Consider the following 18,931-nt stretch of genomic DNA (forward strand, 5'->3'; position numbering starts at 1 on the left):
GTGCTCCCGGACTTCCTGGAGCCCCCGGACTTCCCGGTGCTCCCGGACTTCCCGGAGCCCCCGGACTCCCATGAAGATTCTGCTTCAGCCTGCATACCGGAATCCGGTGATGCCGGTTCTCGATGATGAGCCTCCGAAGGGCTATCGGTGCCATACCGCAAATTCTCTTCGATACTTCCGCTGAATAGATGGGCGCGTTGGGGTACGTACCCGATCATGCGCCGTAAATCAGCCTGGGATACCCTCCGTACATCCTTGCCTGCCACGAAGATGCTGCCCTGAGTCACATCGTAAAACCGGGGTATTAGATTCACCAAGGTGCTTTTCCCGGAGCCGGTAGCACCAATAATCCCCACGGTCTGTCCGGGTTCAATCCTAAAACTGATATCATGGAGTACATCCTCAGGAGCATGGCCATACCTGAAGCACACCCCCTGAAATTCGATTCCTGGGGGTGCCCCTGCCGGCAATCCCTGCTGTTCGTTTTCAGGCGGATCGACAATCCCCGGGGGCGTATTAAGTACCTCAGCGACCCGTCGGGCAGAGACCGCAGCCCGGGGTATCATGACAAACATCATGGAGATCATCAAAAAAGACATGACTATCTGCATGGAATACTGGAGGAACGCCATCATATCCCCCACCTGCATGGCGGCCCCCGCTATTTCATGACTCCCCACCCATATAATAAGCACTGATAATCCGTTCATAATCAGCATCATCACCGGCATCATAAAAACCATCACTCGGTTTACGAAGAGCATGGTATCCGTCAGATTGGTATTTGCCTCATCGAACCGACGGTTCTCGTGGTCTTGGCGGTTGAACGCCCGAATAACCATCATACCCGTGAGCCCCTCCCGACTTACCAAATTGAGCTTGTCGGTAAGGTTCTGTATGGCTGTGAACCGCGGCATAGCCAGGAGGTACACCACCACCACCAGCACGAGAAGCAGTCCAACACCGAGGGCAATTATCCACCACATGGATGTGCTGGTCTCTAAGGCGCGAATGATCCCCCCGATTCCAAGAATCGGCGCATAAATCACCATCCGCATCATCATGATGATCACCATCTGAATCTGCATTACATCGTTGGTAGTCCGGGTTAGGAGACTCGCCGGGGAGAATGAATCAAATTCCGCCAAAGAAAAATCCTCCACCCGGGAGAACAGCCCTTGGCGGAGATCCCGGGCGTAGCCCGCTGCTCCCCTGGCAGCTAAAAACCCTACCGCCACCGCGCTCAGGGCGGAGATCAGGGTGAACGCCAGCATGATTCCCCCGGTTCTTACTATGAAATCCGTCCTTATAGCCTCCAGGTCTGCACCCATGGCCCGGTAATCCCCCCTGATTACCTGAATTGCCGCCTGGGTTAGCATCTCCCTGGGCTGGCCCGCAGCAGCAGCTGCCATCTCCGGGTACTGCCTGGCGGCCAGTCCCACTATGCCGGGAATGAGTATATCCTCCAGAGCGGTTCGGTCTTCAGCCGTCAGCTCCTGCAGCCTGTACATCTCTTGGTTCCGGGAATCTGGAAAATGATCAACATCCACATCGGTCGGGACGGCCCGGTACGCCTGGCGGAGCAGCTGGGCCTGGGACTCTTCCAAAATCCCCAGCAATCCAGACATAGTCGACTCGCTCAAGTACTCAGGCACAGGATCCTCAAATCCCCCCTGCTGAATACCTACATTCACAATTCGAGACATGTATTCCGGCAGGGCTAAATCAGCGTTCGCCTGGACTACCAGTAGGCCTACAGCAGCGATAAATACCCATACATATGGCTTGATGTATGACAAAAGGCGCTTCATAACCCCCTCCTATCCGCCTGATCCGCAAGACTTCCCAGGGTTCGGCTGAGCAGGGTAACAGCGGATACAATCTTATCCTTCTGATGATCGGAAAGCTGATCCTCGATTCGGCTTATCCAGTCTTGGCGCACCCGGACCACTCGCCGAATCAAATCCTGCCCGGCCTCTGTTAATTCCAGTTGTTTTGCGCGTCGGTCTTGGGGATCTTCTTTCCGGTTTATCAGTCCCTGTTCAACCAAACGATCTAGCATCTGGCTTGCTGCGGGATTACTAACCCCGAGCTCATGGCTGATCTGATGTACCCCGCATATACCAGCCTTCTGAATATGGAACAGGGTTCCTATCTGGGATAATGAGAGGTTGTTGGCTTTGGCGAACTGCACAAAGCTGCCCATGCTATAACTCATAACGCCATGCATCCAATGGGCCATTGCGTGAAAAAATGGGCTTGATTCGTCTTGGTGGGGGCACATTCCGTAAGCCATCCTTATAGTTAAGTTTGCTTAAATATAAGGATGACTTACACACCTGTCAAGACAATTCTCAGGGTGAAAAGATGGTGATGCACGCCGGAAGGAGGGGGACCATGGGGCATCCTACCCTGAGATGGGTGTCCTAGGTGAACTGCAACAACCTTTGCGCAGTAGTACTAGGTACTAGGGTACAACTCCCGGCTCAACTGGCTGCCACGCCTGCCCGGCCAGCCCCTCTTCTCAGGCGCCCTGAAAGAGCCGTACGAAATTCATTATGCCCGTCAGGATAAGCTGGGCTGCCAGTGCTGAGAGAATTAGGCCGGTGATCTTACTCATGATTACAAAGCCCTGTTTCTTGATCAGCTTCTCCAAATAGGAACTTGCTACCAGCAGGGCTCCGACCGTGAGAATGGCAAACCCGATGGCGGTTAAACCGGCGATGACCCGGTTTGCACTGGTTAACTCACTACCCAAAACCAGCAATGCACCGGTGGTTCCGGGGCCCACGGTTACCGGTATTGCCAAGGGAACGACGGCAATATCCTCGTCATCTAAACCCGGGGGTGCCGGACCGGTCCGTTTATTTTGCGCCTTTCCCCCGTGAACCAGATCGAAGGCGTTATAGAAGAGCAGGAATCCCGTTCCTATTCGGAAGGCATCCAGGGTAATGCCGAAGACTGAAAACACCCAGTTTCCAATGAGGGCAATCACGATACTGGTGATCAAAACGGCGAGGGTTACCCGGAAGGCAAGAAACCGCCGCTCCCTCACCTCCATACCCGTGGTCATGGACATAAAGGTGGACATCACAAAGAAGGGAGTAAGTAAAAAGAAGAACTTCAGGTATAGCTCAACGAAAAATGAAACCATGGGTCAACCTACCATATCCACCAGTTCGGGGTAAAGCTTCATGGATCGCTACCCCACAGAAGAATATCCTGAGACCATCCCCGGGGAGCACTAGGGCTGCTGCACCGGCTCGTTCTCCGGCTGCTCGGTGCCAATGTCCCGGGCCGGTCCGGCCATTTGAATCACCTCAGGCCGGAACTCAAAATGCATACTATCGAAGGCCGTCCATTTCCCACCCCAGACAAAGCCCTCGTCCTCAAAGATCCTGACAATCTGGGGAGGAATCTGCCACCGCCGGCTCTCATCCAGGGTCCACCACTCCTCAATGCCTGCGTCCAGGGCCCACCGCCAGTACGGGAAACGACCGCCGTAGCTGTAGGGCACGAGATCAATTGCCACTCCGTAGCTGTGATAGCTCCGTCGGAGGGTGCCGGCGATATTCCGCCAGTTATAACCGTGGATCTGATGGATGGAATCTAAAAAGGTACCCACCTCCTGGTCCTCCCTGGCAAGGGCCTCCAACCGCTCCTGGACCCGCTGAAGGGGTTCCTGGAGCAGGGGATGAACCCGGGTCGGCTTTCCCATCAGTTCAATGCGTACCATCAACCGGTCTGCGGAGTCCTCAGAATCCACCTCATACAGGGAGTCTAAAAAACCATTGAAGCGGATTCTGGTATCCACACCTCCCTGGCCGCCCCAGTTCATCATCCGACGGGTCTGTTCTGGACTGTATTCCGGGACCCTGAAGGGGTCCAGGCTGTAGCTATAGAACCGAATCTCGAGGAATTCCTGCCAATTCTTATGCTGGCCCTGGGGCAATAATCTTCCCTCGGCCCAGAGATACCAGGTACCGTCCATTTTTAGGGCCCACTGCTCATCAATAACACCCCGGGCGGTGATGCGTTCAGGGTAGGATTCTTGGAGTATCCGAATCTGATTGAATCCCGGTAACCTGTCCGCAGGCGGAATGCTCATCTCCTCCGGGCCTACACCCCCATTTTCCGAGACAACATGGTCATTGGACTCCGAGCTGCCGGAATTACCGCGGCCAGGCTCTGGGGCCGAAAATTCATCGGTATCAGAAGAACCTCCGGGACCGTACCACCGGGTACTGCCCGCGCTGAATACCAGGACGGCAAGAACAATCCCGAAGCCCACCCCGATGATAAGCCTGTATTTTAAGAATAATTCCCACGGATTAATCATGGTGTACAAAGATATATAAAAATCACCCCCGGGCATAGGGATAGAATGCCATGGCGGCAAGTATCCGCAGTGCCAAGGCAACACCCAAGGCTTGTACAGTGCGCAAAAGGTTGTACCATCGCACCCCGGCGATACCACCCATGGGTGGACTTATAGGTTGCTCCGCTATATCTGGTGTCGTTTACAACCTTTTGCGCACTACGGAAGGCTTGCACCGGCCTTGGTGAATACCCGCCCGTTTCTACCATCGCTGCTTGATTTTGGAAATCGGGGCGTCAGGCACGCCAGTCAGGTGCCTGAGTGTGGGAATTAGCGGCGGGCAGCCGGCGGTGTTTCCACCGCCAGGGTATATTAATTGTAGGATACTAGTATAACAGTCCCCGGGTATCGATCCCGTGCTCTTCCAGCAGCTCTAGCACCGCCAGATCCTTCACTGCACTCCGCAGCCTGAGCATGAAAACGTCGGGTAGAAATGGTTTTGCGATATAGTCCTGGGCGCCAGCATCCAATACAGGGGCAATAGCCTTATACTTGTTCAGGGCGGAAATCACCAGAATTGCCGAACGGGGATATTTCTGGCGCATGATTCTCACCACATCCTCACCCTTCATGTCCGGAAGAATGACATCGCAGATGAGAATATCGAAGGTTTTCTCCGATTCGATGAGGTCTCGGGGATGGGTAAAAAACTCCGCATGGTGAATCCCGTTCAGGAGGAAAATATTTCGGATAATATTCATCTCCATACGGTTGTCTTCGAGAACCCCGATGTTCACACTCCGCAGCCGCTCCTTCAGCGGGTCTTCCCGACTGAATCGCTCCAGATACCTATTAAAACTATCGTAGTTTAGGTCCTTTTTAAGGACAAAATCGGTTACCCCCAGATCGAAGTAGCGCTGCCGAATCTCCAGGGACTCACTGGAGGTGATTACAATAACCGGGATGCTTTTCTTCTGGTTGGAGCCCAGGGACTTCAAAAAACTCTCGGCGGCAGGTTTTCCCTCAGGAGTCCTGCCTAATTCCATACTCATCAGAATCATGAGCACCGAATCATCCAAGGCGGCTGCAGCCTCCTCGACGGTAGAAACCTGGATCACCTCCTGGCCCCGTTCGACGAAGATTTCCCTAATTATCTTCTGAAACAGCTGACTAGGTTCGATTTGTAGAATCTTCACGGTTTCAGCATAGCAAGGTTTTTCCCCGCCGTCCATATGTTATCGGGTTGTGTCTAAAAGAATTATAGTGCGCAAAAGCCTGTAAACTACACCAGATTTAGCGGTGCCACCCCGGGTTCGACCCCAGGAATAGTGCCGTCGAGGGGCAGAGTTACAACCTTTTGTGCACTATAAAAGTATCGATTATCCGGGGAGCTCATACACCGAAGCCGCTTGCAACATTCCGTTACAAGCGGCTTCGGTTATAAGAAATGGTAATCCATCCCGGGACGAGCAATGGGGATTTTACAGCCCCCCGCTCCAGTCATGGCCCGGGGGATTCCAACCCCTGGCCTGATCATGTCCCCGGAAAGCGGGGGGAACTACCCCTTCTTACCCTGGTTTGCTACAGCGTTCATGGCGGCATCGATGGCAGCCTGATCGCCCAGGTAGTAGTGTTTAATGGGTTTCAGATTCTCATCCAGCTCATACACCAGAGGTGTTCCTGTGGGGATGTTTAGCTTCAGGATTGCCTCCTCGGTCATATTATCCAGGTACTTGACCAGCGCCCGGAGACTGTTCCCGTGGGCAGCGATTACGACCTTCTTCCCGCTCTTAATAGTGGGAGCAATCTCATCGTGCCAGAGGGGCAGAAACCGATCCACGGTATCCTTCAGGCATTCCGTCAGGGGGAGTTCCTCGGAGGAAAGATCTGCGTACCGGGGATCGTTACCCGGATAACGCTCATCATCGGCGGTCAATGCGGGAGGCGGGACATCGTAGCTTCTGCGCCAGATAGTCACCTGCTCCTCGCCATGCTTTTCTGCCGTCTCGGCCTTGTTCAAGCCCTGGAGGGCTCCGTAATGCCGTTCGTTCAGGCGCCAGTTTTTGATCACGGGAATCCATAATAGATCCATCTCTTCCAGAACGATATTAAGGGTCTTAATGGCCCTCTTGAGAACAGAATTATATGCAACATCGAAGGTATAACCATCTGCCTTGAGTAGGGCCCCGGCGTTCCTAGCCTCTTCGACACCCTTCTCTGAAAGGTCGACATCGGTCCAACCGGTGAAACGGTTCTCCTTGTTCCACAGGCTCTCACCGTGACGAATCAATACGAGTTTATACATGCCAAATCTCCTTATTGTATTTCAATCCTTAGTATTTGGGTCTAATTCTATATAATTTGCACCATAACTACAAGGTTGCCATCATCCGCCAAGCCATGAGGGCGCATTTCTGCCGCATGGGGAACCGCTGTAAATCGCGGAACACCGAAAGCTCCTCGGGAATCCCCGGCTCTCCTGCCTGTCCCCCCTCGGTTTCTACGGTTAGGAAGGATTCGAATGCCCGGGCGCTCCGTTGGATTTCTCCCAGCCCCCGGCCCCGGGCAAATCGGCAGAGCAGCTCTGCACTGGAAAGACAAACCGAACACCCCTCCCCCTGGAAGGATATCTCCCCGATCACCCGTTCTCGCTCCGTCCCTGAAACCGGAGCATCCGCCTCGGAACCAGCCCGGGTAGGGATACTCGAATCCCCCTGCCCGGGCTCCCCCTTCCCTGGAACCGCCGTATCCCGACGAAAGCGGACATACAGCTGAACCCGGTCCCCGCAGGATCGGTTTACCTCTTCCAGAATAAGATCTGAATCTTCCTGGGCATACCGGTACCGGGGATTGCGGTAGGTATCCATGATTAGCGTTCCCCTGGAATCCATATCCATATCCATCTCCCTCAAACTACAGGAACAACGCCCTGGCCTTCTCCAACCCGGCGAAGAGGGCATCTATCTCCTGCTTTTCATTGTATAGGTAGTAACTGGCCCGAACCGTACCTGCAATTCCCATCTGCTCCATAAAGGGTTGGGCGCAGTGAAACCCCGTCCGAACCGCAATTCCCTGGGCATCAAGCAGAGCCCCCACATCGTGGCTGTGCATTCCCTCGAGGTTAAAACTGAAAATACCTCCCCGAAGGGACGGATCCTCGGGTCCGTAGACAGTAATCCAGGGAAGGGTTTTACTCACCTCCAGGGTGTAGGCGATCAGTTCCGACTCATGCTGGTGGATGTGCTCCATGCCCACCCCTTCAAGGTAATCCAGGGCGACAGAAAATCCCAACACCCCGGCGATATGGGGTGTGCCCGCTTCGAATTTCTCCGGCAGGGGATGATAGGTGGAGTAATCCTTATGCACCTGTAGAATCATATCTCCACCGTATAAAAAGGGCGGCATGGCCTCCAATAATTCAGTTTTTGCGTACAATACCCCGAGCCCCGTAGGACCGAGCATCTTATGTGCGGAGAAATAGAGAAAATCAACATCCCATGCCTGAACATCTACGGGATGGTGACTGACAAACTGGGCCCCATCAATAATAACCACCGCGCCAGCCTGATGCGCTGTTTTAATAATATCCTCTACGGGCGGCATATACCCCGTGACGTTGGACATGGCAGTGATGATCACCGCCTTTGTTTTAGAAGAGACCATCCCCTGGAAGGCGGTGAAATCAAACTCCCCCGTACCGGTCATGGGTACAAACCGCAGCCTCGCACCGGTCTCCCCTACCACGGGATGCCAGGGAACCAGGGTACTGTGGTGTTCAATCTCCGTTGTAATAATCTCATCACCCTCAGTCAGGTTGGTTCGCCCCCAGCTATAGGCGATCAGGTTTGCCCCTTCCGTGGTGCTTTTGGTGAATATTACGTGTCCCGGTCCCGATCCGTAGGGCTGGCCGTCCCTCAATGCCCCGATGAACCGGGCGGTTTTCACCCGCGCCTCGTGATATTCCCGGGTCGCCCGCTCGCTAAACTCATATACCCCCCGGTGGATATTCACGCCGTAGCCTGTATAGTAATCCTCCATCGCCTGAATTACACTCCGGGGCTTCAGACTGGTTGCCCCGCTGTCCAGGTAGATGAAGGGTTTATTCCGCATAGTCTCCCCGAGGATGGGAAAATCTTCTCGTATGGTTTGTAGTTGTTCAGCAGTCATATCTCCCCCACTATACCAACCCAAGGGCTCCCATGGGAATATAAAAAAGGCACCCTGGGGTATCAGGGTGCCGGTTTACGGGATTTCAATACCCCAGGAACCTAGAGAGCCTTCGCATACCGATCAGCCACCTCGGCCCAATTGACCACATTAAACCAGTTGTCAATGTATTCCGGGCGCCGGTTCTGATATTTCAGGTAGTAGGCATGCTCCCATACGTCCAGTCCGAGAACAGGCACCTTCCCCTGGCTTAGGGGTGAATCCTGGTTGGGGGTAGAAATGACCTCCAGCCCGGATTTCGAAACTACCAGCCAGGCCCAGCCGGAACCGAAGCGGGTCGCCGCAGCCTTCGCAAAGGCATCCTTGAAGGATTCAAAACTGCCGAAGGCTGCTTCAATCCCCTTGGCCAGCTCACCCGAGGGAGTACCGCCGCCTGAGGGAGACATCACCTTCCAGAACAGGTCATGATTGTAATGCCCGCCCCCGTTATTTTGAACCGCGGTCTGAATATCCTTCGGCAGGCTGGAAAGCTTGGTCAAGAGTTCTTCAATGGACCAGGAAGCATACTCGGTTCCGTCAACAGCAGCATTCAGCTTGCTGGTGTAGCCGGTATGGTGTTTATCGTGATGTACCCGCATCGTTGCTTCATCGATGTGGGGTTCCAATGCATTGTATGCATAGGGTAAATCAGGTGTTTGAAAAGCCATAACATCCTCCTTGTTACCATGTGCTTTTATTTCTTAGTAATATAGTAATAAATTATCCCCTAGAAAGAAAGGTCTTTCCGCAACTCATCCATCTCGAGACGGCTCAATCCCTGGCGTACCGCCTGCTGCAGGGCTTTGGATCGCTCCTTATCCCGGACATCCTTCGGGCCGATCATATTGATACCCACAATCCGATCCTGGGAATCAAACACGAGATACCAAAATCTATCGGTGAGTCTCCCCCCCCGTACCTCCCGGGCGGTAAGATTATGCCAAATCCCCTGGGTCCCATCCTCACGGTGCACCAGGCCGATACTGAACACGTAGCTGTCGAAAACCTCACACTTGGTTCTAAACAGCCCAGGGATGAACCGCTGGTTCTCCGAACCCTCCGAAGATCCCCCATGGGCCTGTATGTCTAAAATGCGCCGGGCGGCATACCGTCCCTGAGACTCAGCAGCATGCCATAGATGGGAGCGGTACCCGTCAACCGTTTCTGCACAGTCCCCCACCGCCCATATTCGCTGATCCTGGGTACGCAACAGGGAATCCACCACGATGCCCTTATTCACCGCCAGCCCCGCCTCCCGGGCTAAGCCAACATTGGGTACGCTCCCCACCGCCTCAACGGCAAGATCAAAGCCTCCGATCTGGATCTCCTGCCTCCGGGCATTTACCCCCTGTATCCAGTAGCGTCCCTCTCCATCGAGGGTGAGAGAATCCACCTGCCCCTGGGAAAACCCTACGCCGTTCTGAGTGAGCAGGTCCTGGAGCACCGCCGCCATCCGGGGATGCAGCTCCCTCCGCATAATTACCGGATCCCGGGAAAGCAGAGTGGTTTCGATACCCTTGACGACCAGCTGCTCCGCCACCTCAATCCCGAGAATGCCGCCCCCGATAACCAGGCCAGTGTTCGCCCGTACCATTTTCTCCGCCAATTCCTCGGCCTGGCGGGCGGTGTACACCGGAAACCCCGCATCGGGACCAATGGACCGGGGGGTAACACCCGTAGCCAAAATCAATAGATCGTAGTCCAGGGTCTGACCGTCCATCAGGGACACCCGCTGTTCCTCCCGGTTAATGCTGCGAACCGGGTTTCCGGCAATAATCTGAACCCCCGGTCTCCTAGCCAGATCCTGGTTGAGGATTGCAAAATCATCCTTCCCGAAACCCAAACTCAGATGCTTAGAGACCTTCGTCCTCTTATAGGGCAACCGGTCTTCCCCGGAAATCAGGGTTAGAGAATGCGCGTAGCCGTTGGTTACCAGTTCTTCGAAAACCGTCAGTCCAGCGATACCTGAACCAACAATTATTAGTTTTTTTATCATATATATCCCGGATTAAAGATAGTAGAATCACCCGAGAAAGTCCAACCTGGGAAGGCATCCGGCTTCCAATCATCCTTGCTTGGTGATTTTTCCTCAGGTATAATGTGATTTCAATCTCATCAAAACAAAGAGGAATGCATGCCAGACACAAAAACCACGTACCTCGGGATTCAGCTTAAAAATCCCGTTATTATATCGAGCTCAGGACTCACCGGTTCCCTGGAGGGGGTCAAAAAGGCCGCCGACGCCGGGGCCGGGGGGGTGGTTCTCAAGAGCCTGTTCGAAGAACAGATCAGCGCGGATCTTGACTCCGAAAACCAGGGAGCCGATCTCTACAATCATCCGGAAGCAGCCGACTACCTCGGCCAGATGGGGATGCAGCTCGGTCCCCGGGATTATCTCTCCCTTATCAGCCAGGCAAAGGCACAGACGGATATGCCCGTCCTCGCCAGTGTCAACTGTGTTGGACAAAAGTGGTGGACCGAATACGCAAAACAGCTAAATGAGTCCGGGGCGGACGGACTTGAGCTGAACATCGGCCTGCTGCCCAGGAACGAGGACGAGACCAGTCAAAACATTGAAGACTACATCGTCCATACCATCGATGTTATTGCCCGAAACCTCTCTATTCCCTTCTCCGTTAAGCTGGGCCCCTACTTCACTGCCCTGCCGAACCTTGCCCGGCGCATCCGGGAGCGGGGGGCGAAGGGACTGGTACTCTTTAACCGGTTCTACCAGTTTGACATCGATACGGAAACCGAGTCTGCCAAGGCTGGAATCCTCTACAGTAGCCCCTCGGAATATGCCAGCGTACTTCGCTGGATCAGTATCCTGTCAGGGCGCTGTGGAATGGATCTTTGTGCTACCACGGGGATCTCGGATTCCCAGGGGATCATTAAAATGCTCCTCGCCGGGGCCTCTGCTGTTCAGGTCGCCTCGGTGGTGTACAAGGAGGGATTCCCCGTTATCGCAACTATGGTAGAGGGACTTGAGGCTTGGATGAAGGCGAAGGGCTATGCATCCATCCTGGACTTTCGGGCCTCGGTATCCCAGGAGCAGAGTCAGACCCCCGAGGTCTTCGAGCGCCTTCAGTACATCAAGGCCCTAACGGGGTACAGCTAGGATGGCTCAGCAATCATCCCCCTTTAAAACAGCCCTAGGCGCCAATGCCCTGGGGCCCTACAGTCCCGGGCTTGTCCTGGGAGGGAAAACCCTCTTTCTGTCCGGTCAGATCTCTCAGGATCCGGAAACCGGGGAGGTGCTGTTGTACGGGCACGACCTTGCCGAGCAATGCCGGCAGATCATGTCGAATATCGGCAGACTGCTTGATTCTGCCGGCTTCGGCTTTCAGGATATTGTTAAAACCACCATATTCCTGACCGACCTATCCGAGTTTCAACGGGTCAACCAGGTCTACGGCGGGGATCTGTTCGAGCCATATCCGGCCAGATCCACCATCCAGGTAGCTGCCCTTCCCAAGGGGGTAGACGTAGAGATTGAGGTCATAGCCCTTAAACCTGGCGTCTAACCCCGAACCCAGAGCAGCAACTCGAGATTCTACTGAGAGGCGGGTATAAACCGCTGGGGAAGGGGCTTTCCGACCGCGGACCGCCAGAAAAGCCTGGCCCGGTCCGCCAGGCCGGCAATCCCGTCCTGAAAGGGGATTTCGTTCCGGATTACCACGGGAAGCTCCCCCATCAACTCACCCTGGGCATCCCTCATCTGCCAGGCACCCACCACGGATCCCCGGGGTATCGGCGCAGTCAAATCCCCCGGAAGCCGGGACTCCACCGAAACCTCCCCCGGCCCGGCGGGAAGGACCAACCGAACCCTCTGCTCTTGACCGATTACGGCGGCGCTCCCGCCGAACCAAACCTCCGGCGGCCTAACCCGGGGAAGTACGAGGTCATGGGAGTGGAACGTGGAAAACCCGTAATCCAACAGTGCAGCTGCATCCTGCTCCCTGTTGGCTGACCCCTGGGATGCACTGGCACCCGGGGCACCGAGTACAATGGCAACTAACCGCCGGTCCCCCCGTTGAGCTGTGGCAATAATATTGTATCCGCTTTCATCGATATACCCGGTCTTCAACCCGTCCGCCCCAGGGTAATCGAAGAGTAGGCCGTTCCGGTTATACTGGGTAATGCCGAGATAGGGGCTGTGCTCCCCGGTCGGCAGGTCCTCCCGGGTTGGATAGGTAAATTCTCTGACAGCATGGAGGGTTTCCACCACATCAGGATGACGGCGGAGGTAAACATACACGAATCGGCCAAGATCCCTTGCGGTGGTCTGATTAAACTCACTGTATCCCGAGGGTTCCTCAAAATAGGTGTCATCGAGGCCCAGGGCCTGGGCCTCCCGGTTCATGAGCGCGACGAAGGCCGGTACCGACCCGGCTGTAAACTGTGCGATGCCCACGGCAGCATCGTTGCCCGAACTCACCGCCAGGCCCAGGAGGATTTCCCGGAGGCTCGTATCCTGATGGGGACCAAGAAACATCAATGAACTTCGGGGCGGCGCATTCTCCGCCCAGGCCTCGGGCCCGTATTCCACCGGATCATCCCAGGAGATTCCCCGTTTCCGTGCCTGTTCCAGGGCTAGGTGAATCGTCATAAGCTTTGTCAGGGAAGCCGGAGGGATGGGCATATCCGGATTTTTTACGCCCAGAATTATCCCGGTTTCACCATCCATCAGCAGGGCGGAACTCCCCGATACCTCGGGCAACCCCATGTCCCGGGACCAAGCCCACGGGGCCGGGCCCGATCCTTCATCCCAGGCTGCCAGGACCTCCCTCCAGGCCTGGACATCAGCCTCTTCAGAATCACCACCCCTTCCCCGGGGCACCCCTGCCACCGTTCCGGGATCATCGCCCCGAGGAAGGACCTCCGCCATCACCGGCAGCTCGGGAAGAGGAAGAACAAGCAGCAGAGATACCGCACCGAGAACAACAATAAGAACCCCAAGGACAATCCTGATAAACCTAACCATGACCGGGAGACTACTTCAAAACCCGTAAATCTGCAATCAGCGGATCACCCTTCCATCCTGCCACGTCCCGTCATTGACATGTACATGCTTTAATTGTCTAATAGACCCATGGCTAATAATCAATCAAGTGTTTTGAACACTGTGTATATAGGTATATTCGCAGCCCTCATCACCGTGGGATCGTACATTTCCATACCGTTGCCCCTGTCGCCGGTACCGGTCTCCCTCCAGAGCCTCTTTGTTCTGCTGACTGGAATCCTCCTCGGCCCGTGGAAGGCCGCCCTGACCATGGCGCTGTACCTGCTTCTGGGTGCCATCGGTCTCCCGGTTTTCGCCGGGGGTTCGGGAGGCTTAGCACGGCTGCTGGGGCCGACCGGGGGGTACCTCTTCGGGTTCCTCCTCTCCGCCTGGATCACCGGAATAGTATTCTCGCTGATGCTGCGGCGCCCTTCTCAGTCTTCCTCGGAGACTGAACCCGGCTCGCCCAAACATCCCCAGGCTGGTTCTGTTTCAAGGGGATTCCAATGGTTCGCGGCCTCCGTGGCTGCCCTGGCTGGAACGGTTACCGTCTACCTTCCCGGTGTTATCTGGCTTAAGATTCAGCTCGCCATGGATTGGCCCGCCGCCCTCGCTGCGGGACTCACCCCCTTTCTGGTAGGAGATGTGGTAAAGATTCTTGTGGTGACGCTGCTCACCCCCTTTGCCCTGACCATCTTCACCGCCAGGCCCCTGGGTACCCCTTCAGCCGGGGAATAACCATGGTGCTTCAAGCCACGGACCTATCCTACTCCATTGGCGGGAAAACCGTCCTGGAGGACATCTCAGTACGGTTCTCCACTCCGGAGCTTACCGTACTGACCGGACCTAACGGTTCGGGCAAGACTCTATTCCTTCAACTCCTTGCCGGGCTTATAAGGCCCGTTCGGGGAGAGATTACCATGGACGGGAGGGCGTTTCCCGGCGGGAACAATCGCCTGGGGTCCCGGGTTGGTATGGTTTTTCAGCTCTCAGAGCGGCAGATTCTCGGGCAAACCGTGGAGGAGGATATCCTCTTCGGGTTATCCCGTCTCGGTCTGTCCCGTCAGGAAGTTGAATCCCGCCTCGAGGAATGCCTGAACTGGTCGGGTTTGGTAACCCATAGAACGCAGAACCCCCATTCCCTCTCCGGAGGGGAGATGCGCCGTCTGGCCCTTGCATCGGTTATCGCCATGGGGCCGGAGTTTCTCTTGCTAGATGAGCCCTTTGTGGGACTGGACTATTCCGGGGCAACCCAGGTTCTCTCCCTGCTGCTCTCCCTTCGGGAGCAGGGAAAGGGCATCATCGTCGTGACCCACAGTCTTGATGCCATCCTGGCTCATGCAGACCGGCTGGTTATCCAAAAGCAGGGCCGGATTATCGCCGATGGACTCCCGGAACGAATCCTCCCCTATTTGGAGGATCATGGCGTACGCCGACCGCCGCTGAAGCTTCCGGAAATGTCCTGGCTTCCCGGGTGATTATATGAATCCTACCCTCATGCATGTTAAGCCCGGCAGGGGTACCTTGTACCGCAGCGACCCCCGTCTGCTGCTTCCCCTCTATATTGTCAGCAACATTCTGTTATACCTCCAGGACCTAGGCTGGCTTCTTGCCTCCCTTCTCCTCATTCTCGGGGCATACCTGGGCTCACGCCTCTCCATGAAAGCATTTTTCCGTGAACTGGGGGTGTTTTGGGTTCTGATCCTCTTCACCCTTATCTCCAGCCTATTTGCCAGCCTTACCCAGCAGTCATGGGTCCTCCTGATTCAGGGTACCACTACAGCCCTCCGGTTGTTAGTCAGCATTGCCCTGGCAAATCTGTTCATGTCAGTGGTCTCCGCCCGGGCAATACGAGATACCCTACTATGGTACATCAGGCCCGTTTCTGTAAAAACGGCAATACATACCTCCCTGGCTGTCAGCATCATGATCGCTGCTATTCCCGGACTTCTGGACGCCCTAGAAACAAGCCGGGCTGCCATACGGATGCGGGGGATTAATCCCCTCCGGCACCCCTTATCCTACACCCTCGCTCTGGCCATCCAAGCCTTGGTACAGGTTCAGCTCTTTGTGGAACATACCGAACTGGCTGTGAGGGCACGGGGCTTCCACCCCGACGATCCGCCCTCCCTCAACTTCTTCCAAAGTCCGACTTCCACCGAGCAGAACCACGGGTTTTGTGGTAAAGATGCCCTGGTATTGACCGGCTGGCTCATCTTTCTTATTGTTGCCCTGGTGGTTGGGTAACCTGATCTAAAAACGCCCGTACCACAGGATGCTTCTGCCGGGTTTCTAACACCGCCATACTGATCGGCAGGGGAGGAATCTCCGTGAGAGCCGGTAAAAACCGTATAGAATGGGCCAAGGGGCTGTTCTGCACCACCATACTGGGAACCAGGCCGATGCCAAGGCCAAGATTCACCAACGCAACTATAGCCTCATTGCCGCTAACCTGGCTTACAATCCGGGGTTGAATACCCCTCTGGGAGAAATACCGATCAATAATCTCGCGTACAAGCCCCTTCTCCGGAAGGATCATTGGAATAGAATCCCAGGGAAATTCACGGTAATCCCATGCATTACTGTGAAGCCCTAGCAGCTCCTGGATGCCCGGAGGAAGCTTCTCCTCGAGGCGGGGGGCGATAAATCCCAGGGGGGTGTGGCTCAGTGGATGAAACCGCACCCGTTTAACCGGTGTTTCCGGTTGGAGTACGATGGATACGTCGGCCTGTCCCTGGAGAACCGCATCAATGCCCATGGCTGCATCCCCGGTGTGAACGATAACCTCCACCCCAGGGTTCTGTTCCCGGAAGGGCCCCAGAAGCTTGGGCAGCAGGGCGTGGCAGGCGGTTACCGTGGCAAAAATCTTCAAATCCCCATGCAACTCCGTGCCGATACGGCCAAACTCCGCCCGCACCTCTTCTACCTGCTGGACAATACCGTGAGCCACATCAATAAACCGCCTTCCGGATTCAGTGATCCGGACGCTCCGTTTACTGCGGACAAAGAGTTCCGTTCCCAGACTTTCTTCCAGGCGCTTGATAATCCTGCTTAGGGCCGACGGGGTGATGTTACTGATGCCGGCGGCCCGGGAAAAGTTCAGGGTCTCCGCGAGGATCAAAAAACACTGCAATTCATGTATATCCATTGTGATTTTCCTGCAATATTATATTGATTTTTTTTCGTTTTACGCAATAAGAAAATTACCCTATACTCACTCCAACCACTAGACAGGAGGGTAAGAAATGTTAGATTTTACCACCAACGTATTTGAAAAAGAAAAAATATCCCTGGCGGGAACCACAGAGTACATCGTCCGTGGAGGACGACATCTCTTTTCAAAACTCCCGGCAGCCTTCGAAGGAATAAAAACCATCGGCGTTATCGGTTGGGGGAGTCAGGGACCGGCCCAGGCTCAAAACCTCCGGGACAGTCTGGAAAACACGGGAATCACCGTGAAGATCGGATTACGCTCCGGGTCAGCATCCTGGAGCAAGGCCGAGGCTGCGGGATTCACTGAAAAAAGCGGAACCCTGGGCGAAATGATGCAGATTGTATCCGAATCAGACCTGTTGATCCTTCTTATCAGCGATGGCGCCCAGGTTCAGCTGTATAAGCAGATCTTTGCCGCTATGAAAGACGGTGCTACCCTGGGGCTTTCCCACGGCTTCCTTCTTGGTCATCTCCAGGCTGTGGGGGAAGAATTTCCCAAAAACATTAATGTTATTGCTGCCTGCCCGAAGGGAATGGGCCCATCAGTCCGCCGGCTCTATGAACAGGGCAAAGAGGTAAACGGCGCTGGAATCAACGCCAGCTTTGCCGTTCATCAGGATATCAACGGTAAGGCTACCGACTACGCTCTGGGCTGGGCTGTAGCCCTGGGGGCTCCCTTTTGCTTCATGACCACCCTGGAAATGGAGTACCGTTCGGATATCTACGGTGAGCGAGGAATTCTGCTCGGGGCGGTCCACGGTATCGCTGAGAGTCTATACCGCCGGTATACCAGAGCAGGCCAGGATCCCAAAGCAGCCTTCGCTGCTACTGCTGAATGCATCACCGGGCCGATCAGCAAGACAATCTCCAAAGAGGGAATTCTTGCCCTCTACAATAGGTTTTCCGGAGACGATAAAAAGGTTTTTGAACAGGCATACTCTGCAGCCTACCATCCCGCCTTTGAAATCCTCCTGGAAATTTACCAGGAAGTATCCAGCGGAAATGAAATCAGATCGGTAACCCTGGGAAATGACCGGCTAAAACGCTATCCCTTCAACACCATCGACTCCACCGAAATGTGGAAGGTTGGCGAAGAAGTGCGGGCTAACCGTAAAGAGGATGAAATCCCCCTTCACCCCTTCACCGCCGGTATCTATGTGGCAACCATGATGGCCCAGATTGATGTGCTCCGTGAGCATGGCCATAGCTACTCCGAAATCGTAAACGAGTCGGTTATCGAGGCTGTCGACAGTCTTAACCCCTACATGCATTACAAGGGAGTAGCCTACATGGTGGACAACTGCTCCACTACTGCTCGGTTAGGATCACGGAAGTGGGCCCCCCGGTTCGATTACAACCTCTGTCAACTTGCCTACCCTGAGGTGGATTCCCAGAGTCAGGTAGACGCCGCCCTGATTGATGCATTCAAGAATCATCCGGTTCACCAGCCAATTTCAGTATTAGCGGAACTCCGTCCCAGCGTGGATATCTCAGTACATTAATAGCCGTTTCCCAGCTTATCCCTTCCCTTCTCACGGATAAGTAAACCCTTTCATCCCGAAGCCGCCAGGGCATCCTGGCGGCTTCTTTCCTTCCATGTTGCTAATGCTCCCCAATCACTGTACTATACCGGTATGAAATGTCCCCATTGCAATAGTCAGGACGACAAGGTTATTGAATCCCGTAGCCTCAACGATGGAACGAGTATACGTCGCCGCCGGGAATGCCTCAGTTGCGGATACCGGTTTACCAGTTATGAACGAATTGAAGAAAAGCAGCTCATGGTTATTAAGTCCGCAGGACGTAGAGAACCCTTCAGCCGTGAAAAACTAGAACGAGGTCTACGCAGGGCGGTAGAAAAACGAAATTTTAGTCAGCTCCAGATTGAATCCATCGTCAATGATATTGAAGACAGGGCTATAATTGTGGCGAAAGCCAGCCATGAAATCCCCACGGCAGAGATTGGTGATATGGTCCTGGAAACCCTTGCAAAATTAGACAGTGTAGCCTACATCCGTTTCGCATCGGTTTACCGTAATTTTGAAAATATTGAAGGATTCATCCAAGAAATCAGCCAGCTCAAGGAATAGACAGTGCGCAAAAGCCTGTAACTTTTTTAGGCTCCCAGCACCCCCTCCCACACACCCGCCTCATCACGCCGAAATGTACTTCGGCACGTAGGTCCCGAAGTC

The 18,931-nt window shown here is 54.7% G+C and carries 19 protein-coding genes; 7 read left to right on the forward strand and 12 right to left on the reverse strand.

Going from position 1 to position 18,931, the window contains the following annotated elements; genetic code table 11:
• The 10 genes from DC28_RS07280 to DC28_RS07325 form a co-directional block, all read right to left on the reverse strand.
• Window positions 1-1,811, reverse strand: a 1,811-nt coding sequence (locus DC28_RS07280) for an ABC transporter ATP-binding protein (RefSeq protein ID WP_052078595.1), incomplete at its 3' end; no start/stop codon positions are given.
• Window positions 1,808-2,218 carry a MarR family winged helix-turn-helix transcriptional regulator gene (locus DC28_RS07285; protein ID WP_162180208.1) on the reverse strand — a complete coding sequence of 137 codons (411 nt, stop codon included), beginning with the start codon at window positions 2,216-2,218 and terminating at the stop codon, window positions 1,808-1,810. The genes DC28_RS07285 and DC28_RS07280, both read right to left, overlap by 4 nt.
• 306 nt (window positions 2,219-2,524) lie before the next feature.
• Entirely contained in the window at window positions 2,525-3,154 is a 630-nt protein-coding gene (locus tag DC28_RS07290) for a MarC family protein (RefSeq protein WP_037547347.1), read from the reverse strand.
• A gap of 90 nt (window positions 3,155-3,244) precedes the next feature.
• Window positions 3,245-4,339, reverse strand: a complete 1,095-nt coding sequence (locus DC28_RS07295; protein ID WP_162180209.1) for a M15 family metallopeptidase — start codon at window positions 4,337-4,339, stop codon at window positions 3,245-3,247.
• A 365-nt stretch (window positions 4,340-4,704) separates the two neighbouring features.
• Window positions 4,705-5,514: a response regulator gene (locus DC28_RS07300; RefSeq protein ID WP_037547349.1), complete on the reverse strand. Its 810-nt coding sequence runs from the start codon at window positions 5,512-5,514 to the stop codon at window positions 4,705-4,707.
• A gap of 362 nt (window positions 5,515-5,876) precedes the next feature.
• A complete protein-coding gene (gpmA, locus tag DC28_RS07305) occupies window positions 5,877-6,623 on the reverse strand; it encodes a 2,3-diphosphoglycerate-dependent phosphoglycerate mutase (protein ID WP_037547350.1) in 747 nt (248 codons plus the stop codon).
• Window positions 6,624-6,690: 67 nt separating this feature from the next.
• Window positions 6,691-7,215, reverse strand: coding sequence for an iron-sulfur cluster assembly scaffold protein (locus DC28_RS07310; RefSeq protein ID WP_156104618.1), 525 nt, complete (start codon window positions 7,213-7,215; stop codon window positions 6,691-6,693).
• A 16-nt stretch (window positions 7,216-7,231) separates the two neighbouring features.
• Window positions 7,232-8,485, reverse strand: a complete 1,254-nt coding sequence (locus DC28_RS07315) for an aminotransferase class V-fold PLP-dependent enzyme (RefSeq protein WP_037547352.1) — start codon at window positions 8,483-8,485, stop codon at window positions 7,232-7,234.
• 101 nt (window positions 8,486-8,586) lie between these two features.
• Window positions 8,587-9,192: a superoxide dismutase gene (locus tag DC28_RS07320; RefSeq protein ID WP_037547353.1), complete on the reverse strand. Its 606-nt coding sequence runs from the start codon at window positions 9,190-9,192 to the stop codon at window positions 8,587-8,589.
• A 59-nt stretch (window positions 9,193-9,251) separates the two neighbouring features.
• Window positions 9,252-10,520 (reverse strand): NAD(P)/FAD-dependent oxidoreductase, encoded by a 1,269-nt coding sequence (locus DC28_RS07325; protein ID WP_037547354.1) that lies wholly within the window; start codon window positions 10,518-10,520, stop codon window positions 9,252-9,254.
• Window positions 10,521-10,658: 138 nt separating this feature from the next.
• Between DC28_RS07325 and DC28_RS07330 the strand changes: the two genes are divergently transcribed.
• Window positions 10,659-11,642 carry a dihydroorotate dehydrogenase-like protein gene (locus DC28_RS07330; protein ID WP_037547355.1) on the forward strand — a complete coding sequence of 328 codons (984 nt, stop codon included), beginning with the start codon at window positions 10,659-10,661 and terminating at the stop codon, window positions 11,640-11,642.
• 1 nt (window position 11,643) lies between these two features.
• Window positions 11,644-12,048 carry a Rid family detoxifying hydrolase gene (locus tag DC28_RS07335; RefSeq protein WP_037547356.1) on the forward strand — a complete coding sequence of 135 codons (405 nt, stop codon included), beginning with the start codon at window positions 11,644-11,646 and terminating at the stop codon, window positions 12,046-12,048.
• A gap of 29 nt (window positions 12,049-12,077) precedes the next feature.
• On the opposite strand, the gene DC28_RS15445 is transcribed toward DC28_RS07335, so the two are convergent.
• Window positions 12,078-13,508, reverse strand: coding sequence for a D-alanyl-D-alanine carboxypeptidase family protein (locus DC28_RS15445; RefSeq protein WP_052078596.1), 1,431 nt, complete (start codon window positions 13,506-13,508; stop codon window positions 12,078-12,080).
• Between the two features lie 108 nt (window positions 13,509-13,616).
• Here DC28_RS15445 and DC28_RS07345 point away from each other — a divergent pair, with 108 nt between their 5' ends.
• The 3 genes from DC28_RS07345 to DC28_RS07355 are packed head-to-tail and all read left to right on the forward strand — an operon-like array spanning window position 13,617 to window position 15,773.
• Window positions 13,617-14,264 carry a biotin transporter BioY gene (locus DC28_RS07345; protein WP_037547357.1) on the forward strand — a complete coding sequence of 216 codons (648 nt, stop codon included), beginning with the start codon at window positions 13,617-13,619 and terminating at the stop codon, window positions 14,262-14,264.
• A gap of 2 nt (window positions 14,265-14,266) precedes the next feature.
• Window positions 14,267-15,004, forward strand: a complete 738-nt coding sequence (locus DC28_RS07350; protein ID WP_037547358.1) for an energy-coupling factor ABC transporter ATP-binding protein — start codon at window positions 14,267-14,269, stop codon at window positions 15,002-15,004.
• Between the two features lie 4 nt (window positions 15,005-15,008).
• The gene (locus tag DC28_RS07355; protein ID WP_037547359.1) at window positions 15,009-15,773 is read left to right on the forward strand and encodes a hypothetical protein; all 765 of its coding nucleotides are present in this window, start codon (window positions 15,009-15,011) and stop codon (window positions 15,771-15,773) included.
• Here the strand turns inward: DC28_RS07355 and ilvY are convergent.
• Complete coding sequence (gene ilvY / locus DC28_RS07360) at window positions 15,748-16,674, reverse strand: HTH-type transcriptional activator IlvY (RefSeq protein WP_037547360.1); 927 nt, start codon at window positions 16,672-16,674, stop codon at window positions 15,748-15,750. The two genes, DC28_RS07355 and ilvY, sit on opposite strands and share 26 nt — an antisense overlap.
• A 97-nt stretch (window positions 16,675-16,771) precedes the next feature.
• On the opposite strand from ilvY, the gene DC28_RS07365 reads away from it, so the two are divergent.
• Entirely contained in the window at window positions 16,772-18,241 is a 1,470-nt protein-coding gene (locus DC28_RS07365) for a ketol-acid reductoisomerase (protein WP_037547361.1), read from the forward strand.
• A 132-nt stretch (window positions 18,242-18,373) separates the two neighbouring features.
• On the forward strand, window positions 18,374-18,829 hold the full coding sequence (gene nrdR, locus DC28_RS07370; RefSeq protein ID WP_037547362.1) for a transcriptional regulator NrdR: 456 nt from the start codon (window positions 18,374-18,376) through the stop codon (window positions 18,827-18,829).
• Window positions 18,830-18,931 lie beyond the last annotated feature (102 nt).

It is taken from the genome of Spirochaeta lutea (assembly GCF_000758165.1).
In the GTDB taxonomy this organism is placed as follows: Bacteria; Spirochaetota; Spirochaetia; order DSM-27196; family Salinispiraceae; genus Spirochaeta_D; species Spirochaeta_D lutea.

Bases quoted from the DNA above. Each gene is read 5' to 3' on its own strand.
- DC28_RS07285 (WP_162180208.1), bottom strand. From the start codon at position 2,218: ATGAGTTATAGCATGGGCAGCTTTGTGCAGTTCGCCAAAGCCAACAAC.
- DC28_RS07290 (WP_037547347.1), bottom strand. From the start codon at position 3,154: ATGGTTTCATTTTTCGTTGAGCTATACCTGAAGTTCTTCTTTTTACTT.
- DC28_RS07295 (WP_162180209.1), bottom strand. From the start codon at position 4,339: ATGATTAATCCGTGGGAATTATTCTTAAAATACAGGCTTATCATCGGG.
- gpmA (WP_037547350.1), bottom strand. From the start codon at position 6,623: ATGTATAAACTCGTATTGATTCGTCACGGTGAGAGCCTGTGGAACAAG.
- DC28_RS07310 (WP_156104618.1), bottom strand. From the start codon at position 7,215: ATGGATATGGATTCCAGGGGAACGCTAATCATGGATACCTACCGCAAT.
- DC28_RS07315 (WP_037547352.1), bottom strand. From the start codon at position 8,485: ATGACTGCTGAACAACTACAAACCATACGAGAAGATTTTCCCATCCTC.
- DC28_RS07320 (WP_037547353.1), bottom strand. From the start codon at position 9,192: ATGGCTTTTCAAACACCTGATTTACCCTATGCATACAATGCATTGGAA.
- DC28_RS07325 (WP_037547354.1), bottom strand. From the start codon at position 10,520: ATGATAAAAAAACTAATAATTGTTGGTTCAGGTATCGCTGGACTGACG.
- DC28_RS07330 (WP_037547355.1), top strand. From the start codon at position 10,659: ATGCCAGACACAAAAACCACGTACCTCGGGATTCAGCTTAAAAATCCC.
- DC28_RS07335 (WP_037547356.1), top strand. From the start codon at position 11,644: ATGGCTCAGCAATCATCCCCCTTTAAAACAGCCCTAGGCGCCAATGCC.
- DC28_RS15445 (WP_052078596.1), bottom strand. From the start codon at position 13,508: ATGGTTAGGTTTATCAGGATTGTCCTTGGGGTTCTTATTGTTGTTCTC.
- DC28_RS07345 (WP_037547357.1), top strand. From the start codon at position 13,617: ATGGCTAATAATCAATCAAGTGTTTTGAACACTGTGTATATAGGTATA.
- DC28_RS07350 (WP_037547358.1), top strand. From the start codon at position 14,267: ATGGTGCTTCAAGCCACGGACCTATCCTACTCCATTGGCGGGAAAACC.
- DC28_RS07355 (WP_037547359.1), top strand. From the start codon at position 15,009: ATGAATCCTACCCTCATGCATGTTAAGCCCGGCAGGGGTACCTTGTAC.
- ilvY (WP_037547360.1), bottom strand. From the start codon at position 16,674: ATGGATATACATGAATTGCAGTGTTTTTTGATCCTCGCGGAGACCCTG.
- DC28_RS07365 (WP_037547361.1), top strand. From the start codon at position 16,772: ATGTTAGATTTTACCACCAACGTATTTGAAAAAGAAAAAATATCCCTG.
- nrdR (WP_037547362.1), top strand. From the start codon at position 18,374: ATGAAATGTCCCCATTGCAATAGTCAGGACGACAAGGTTATTGAATCC.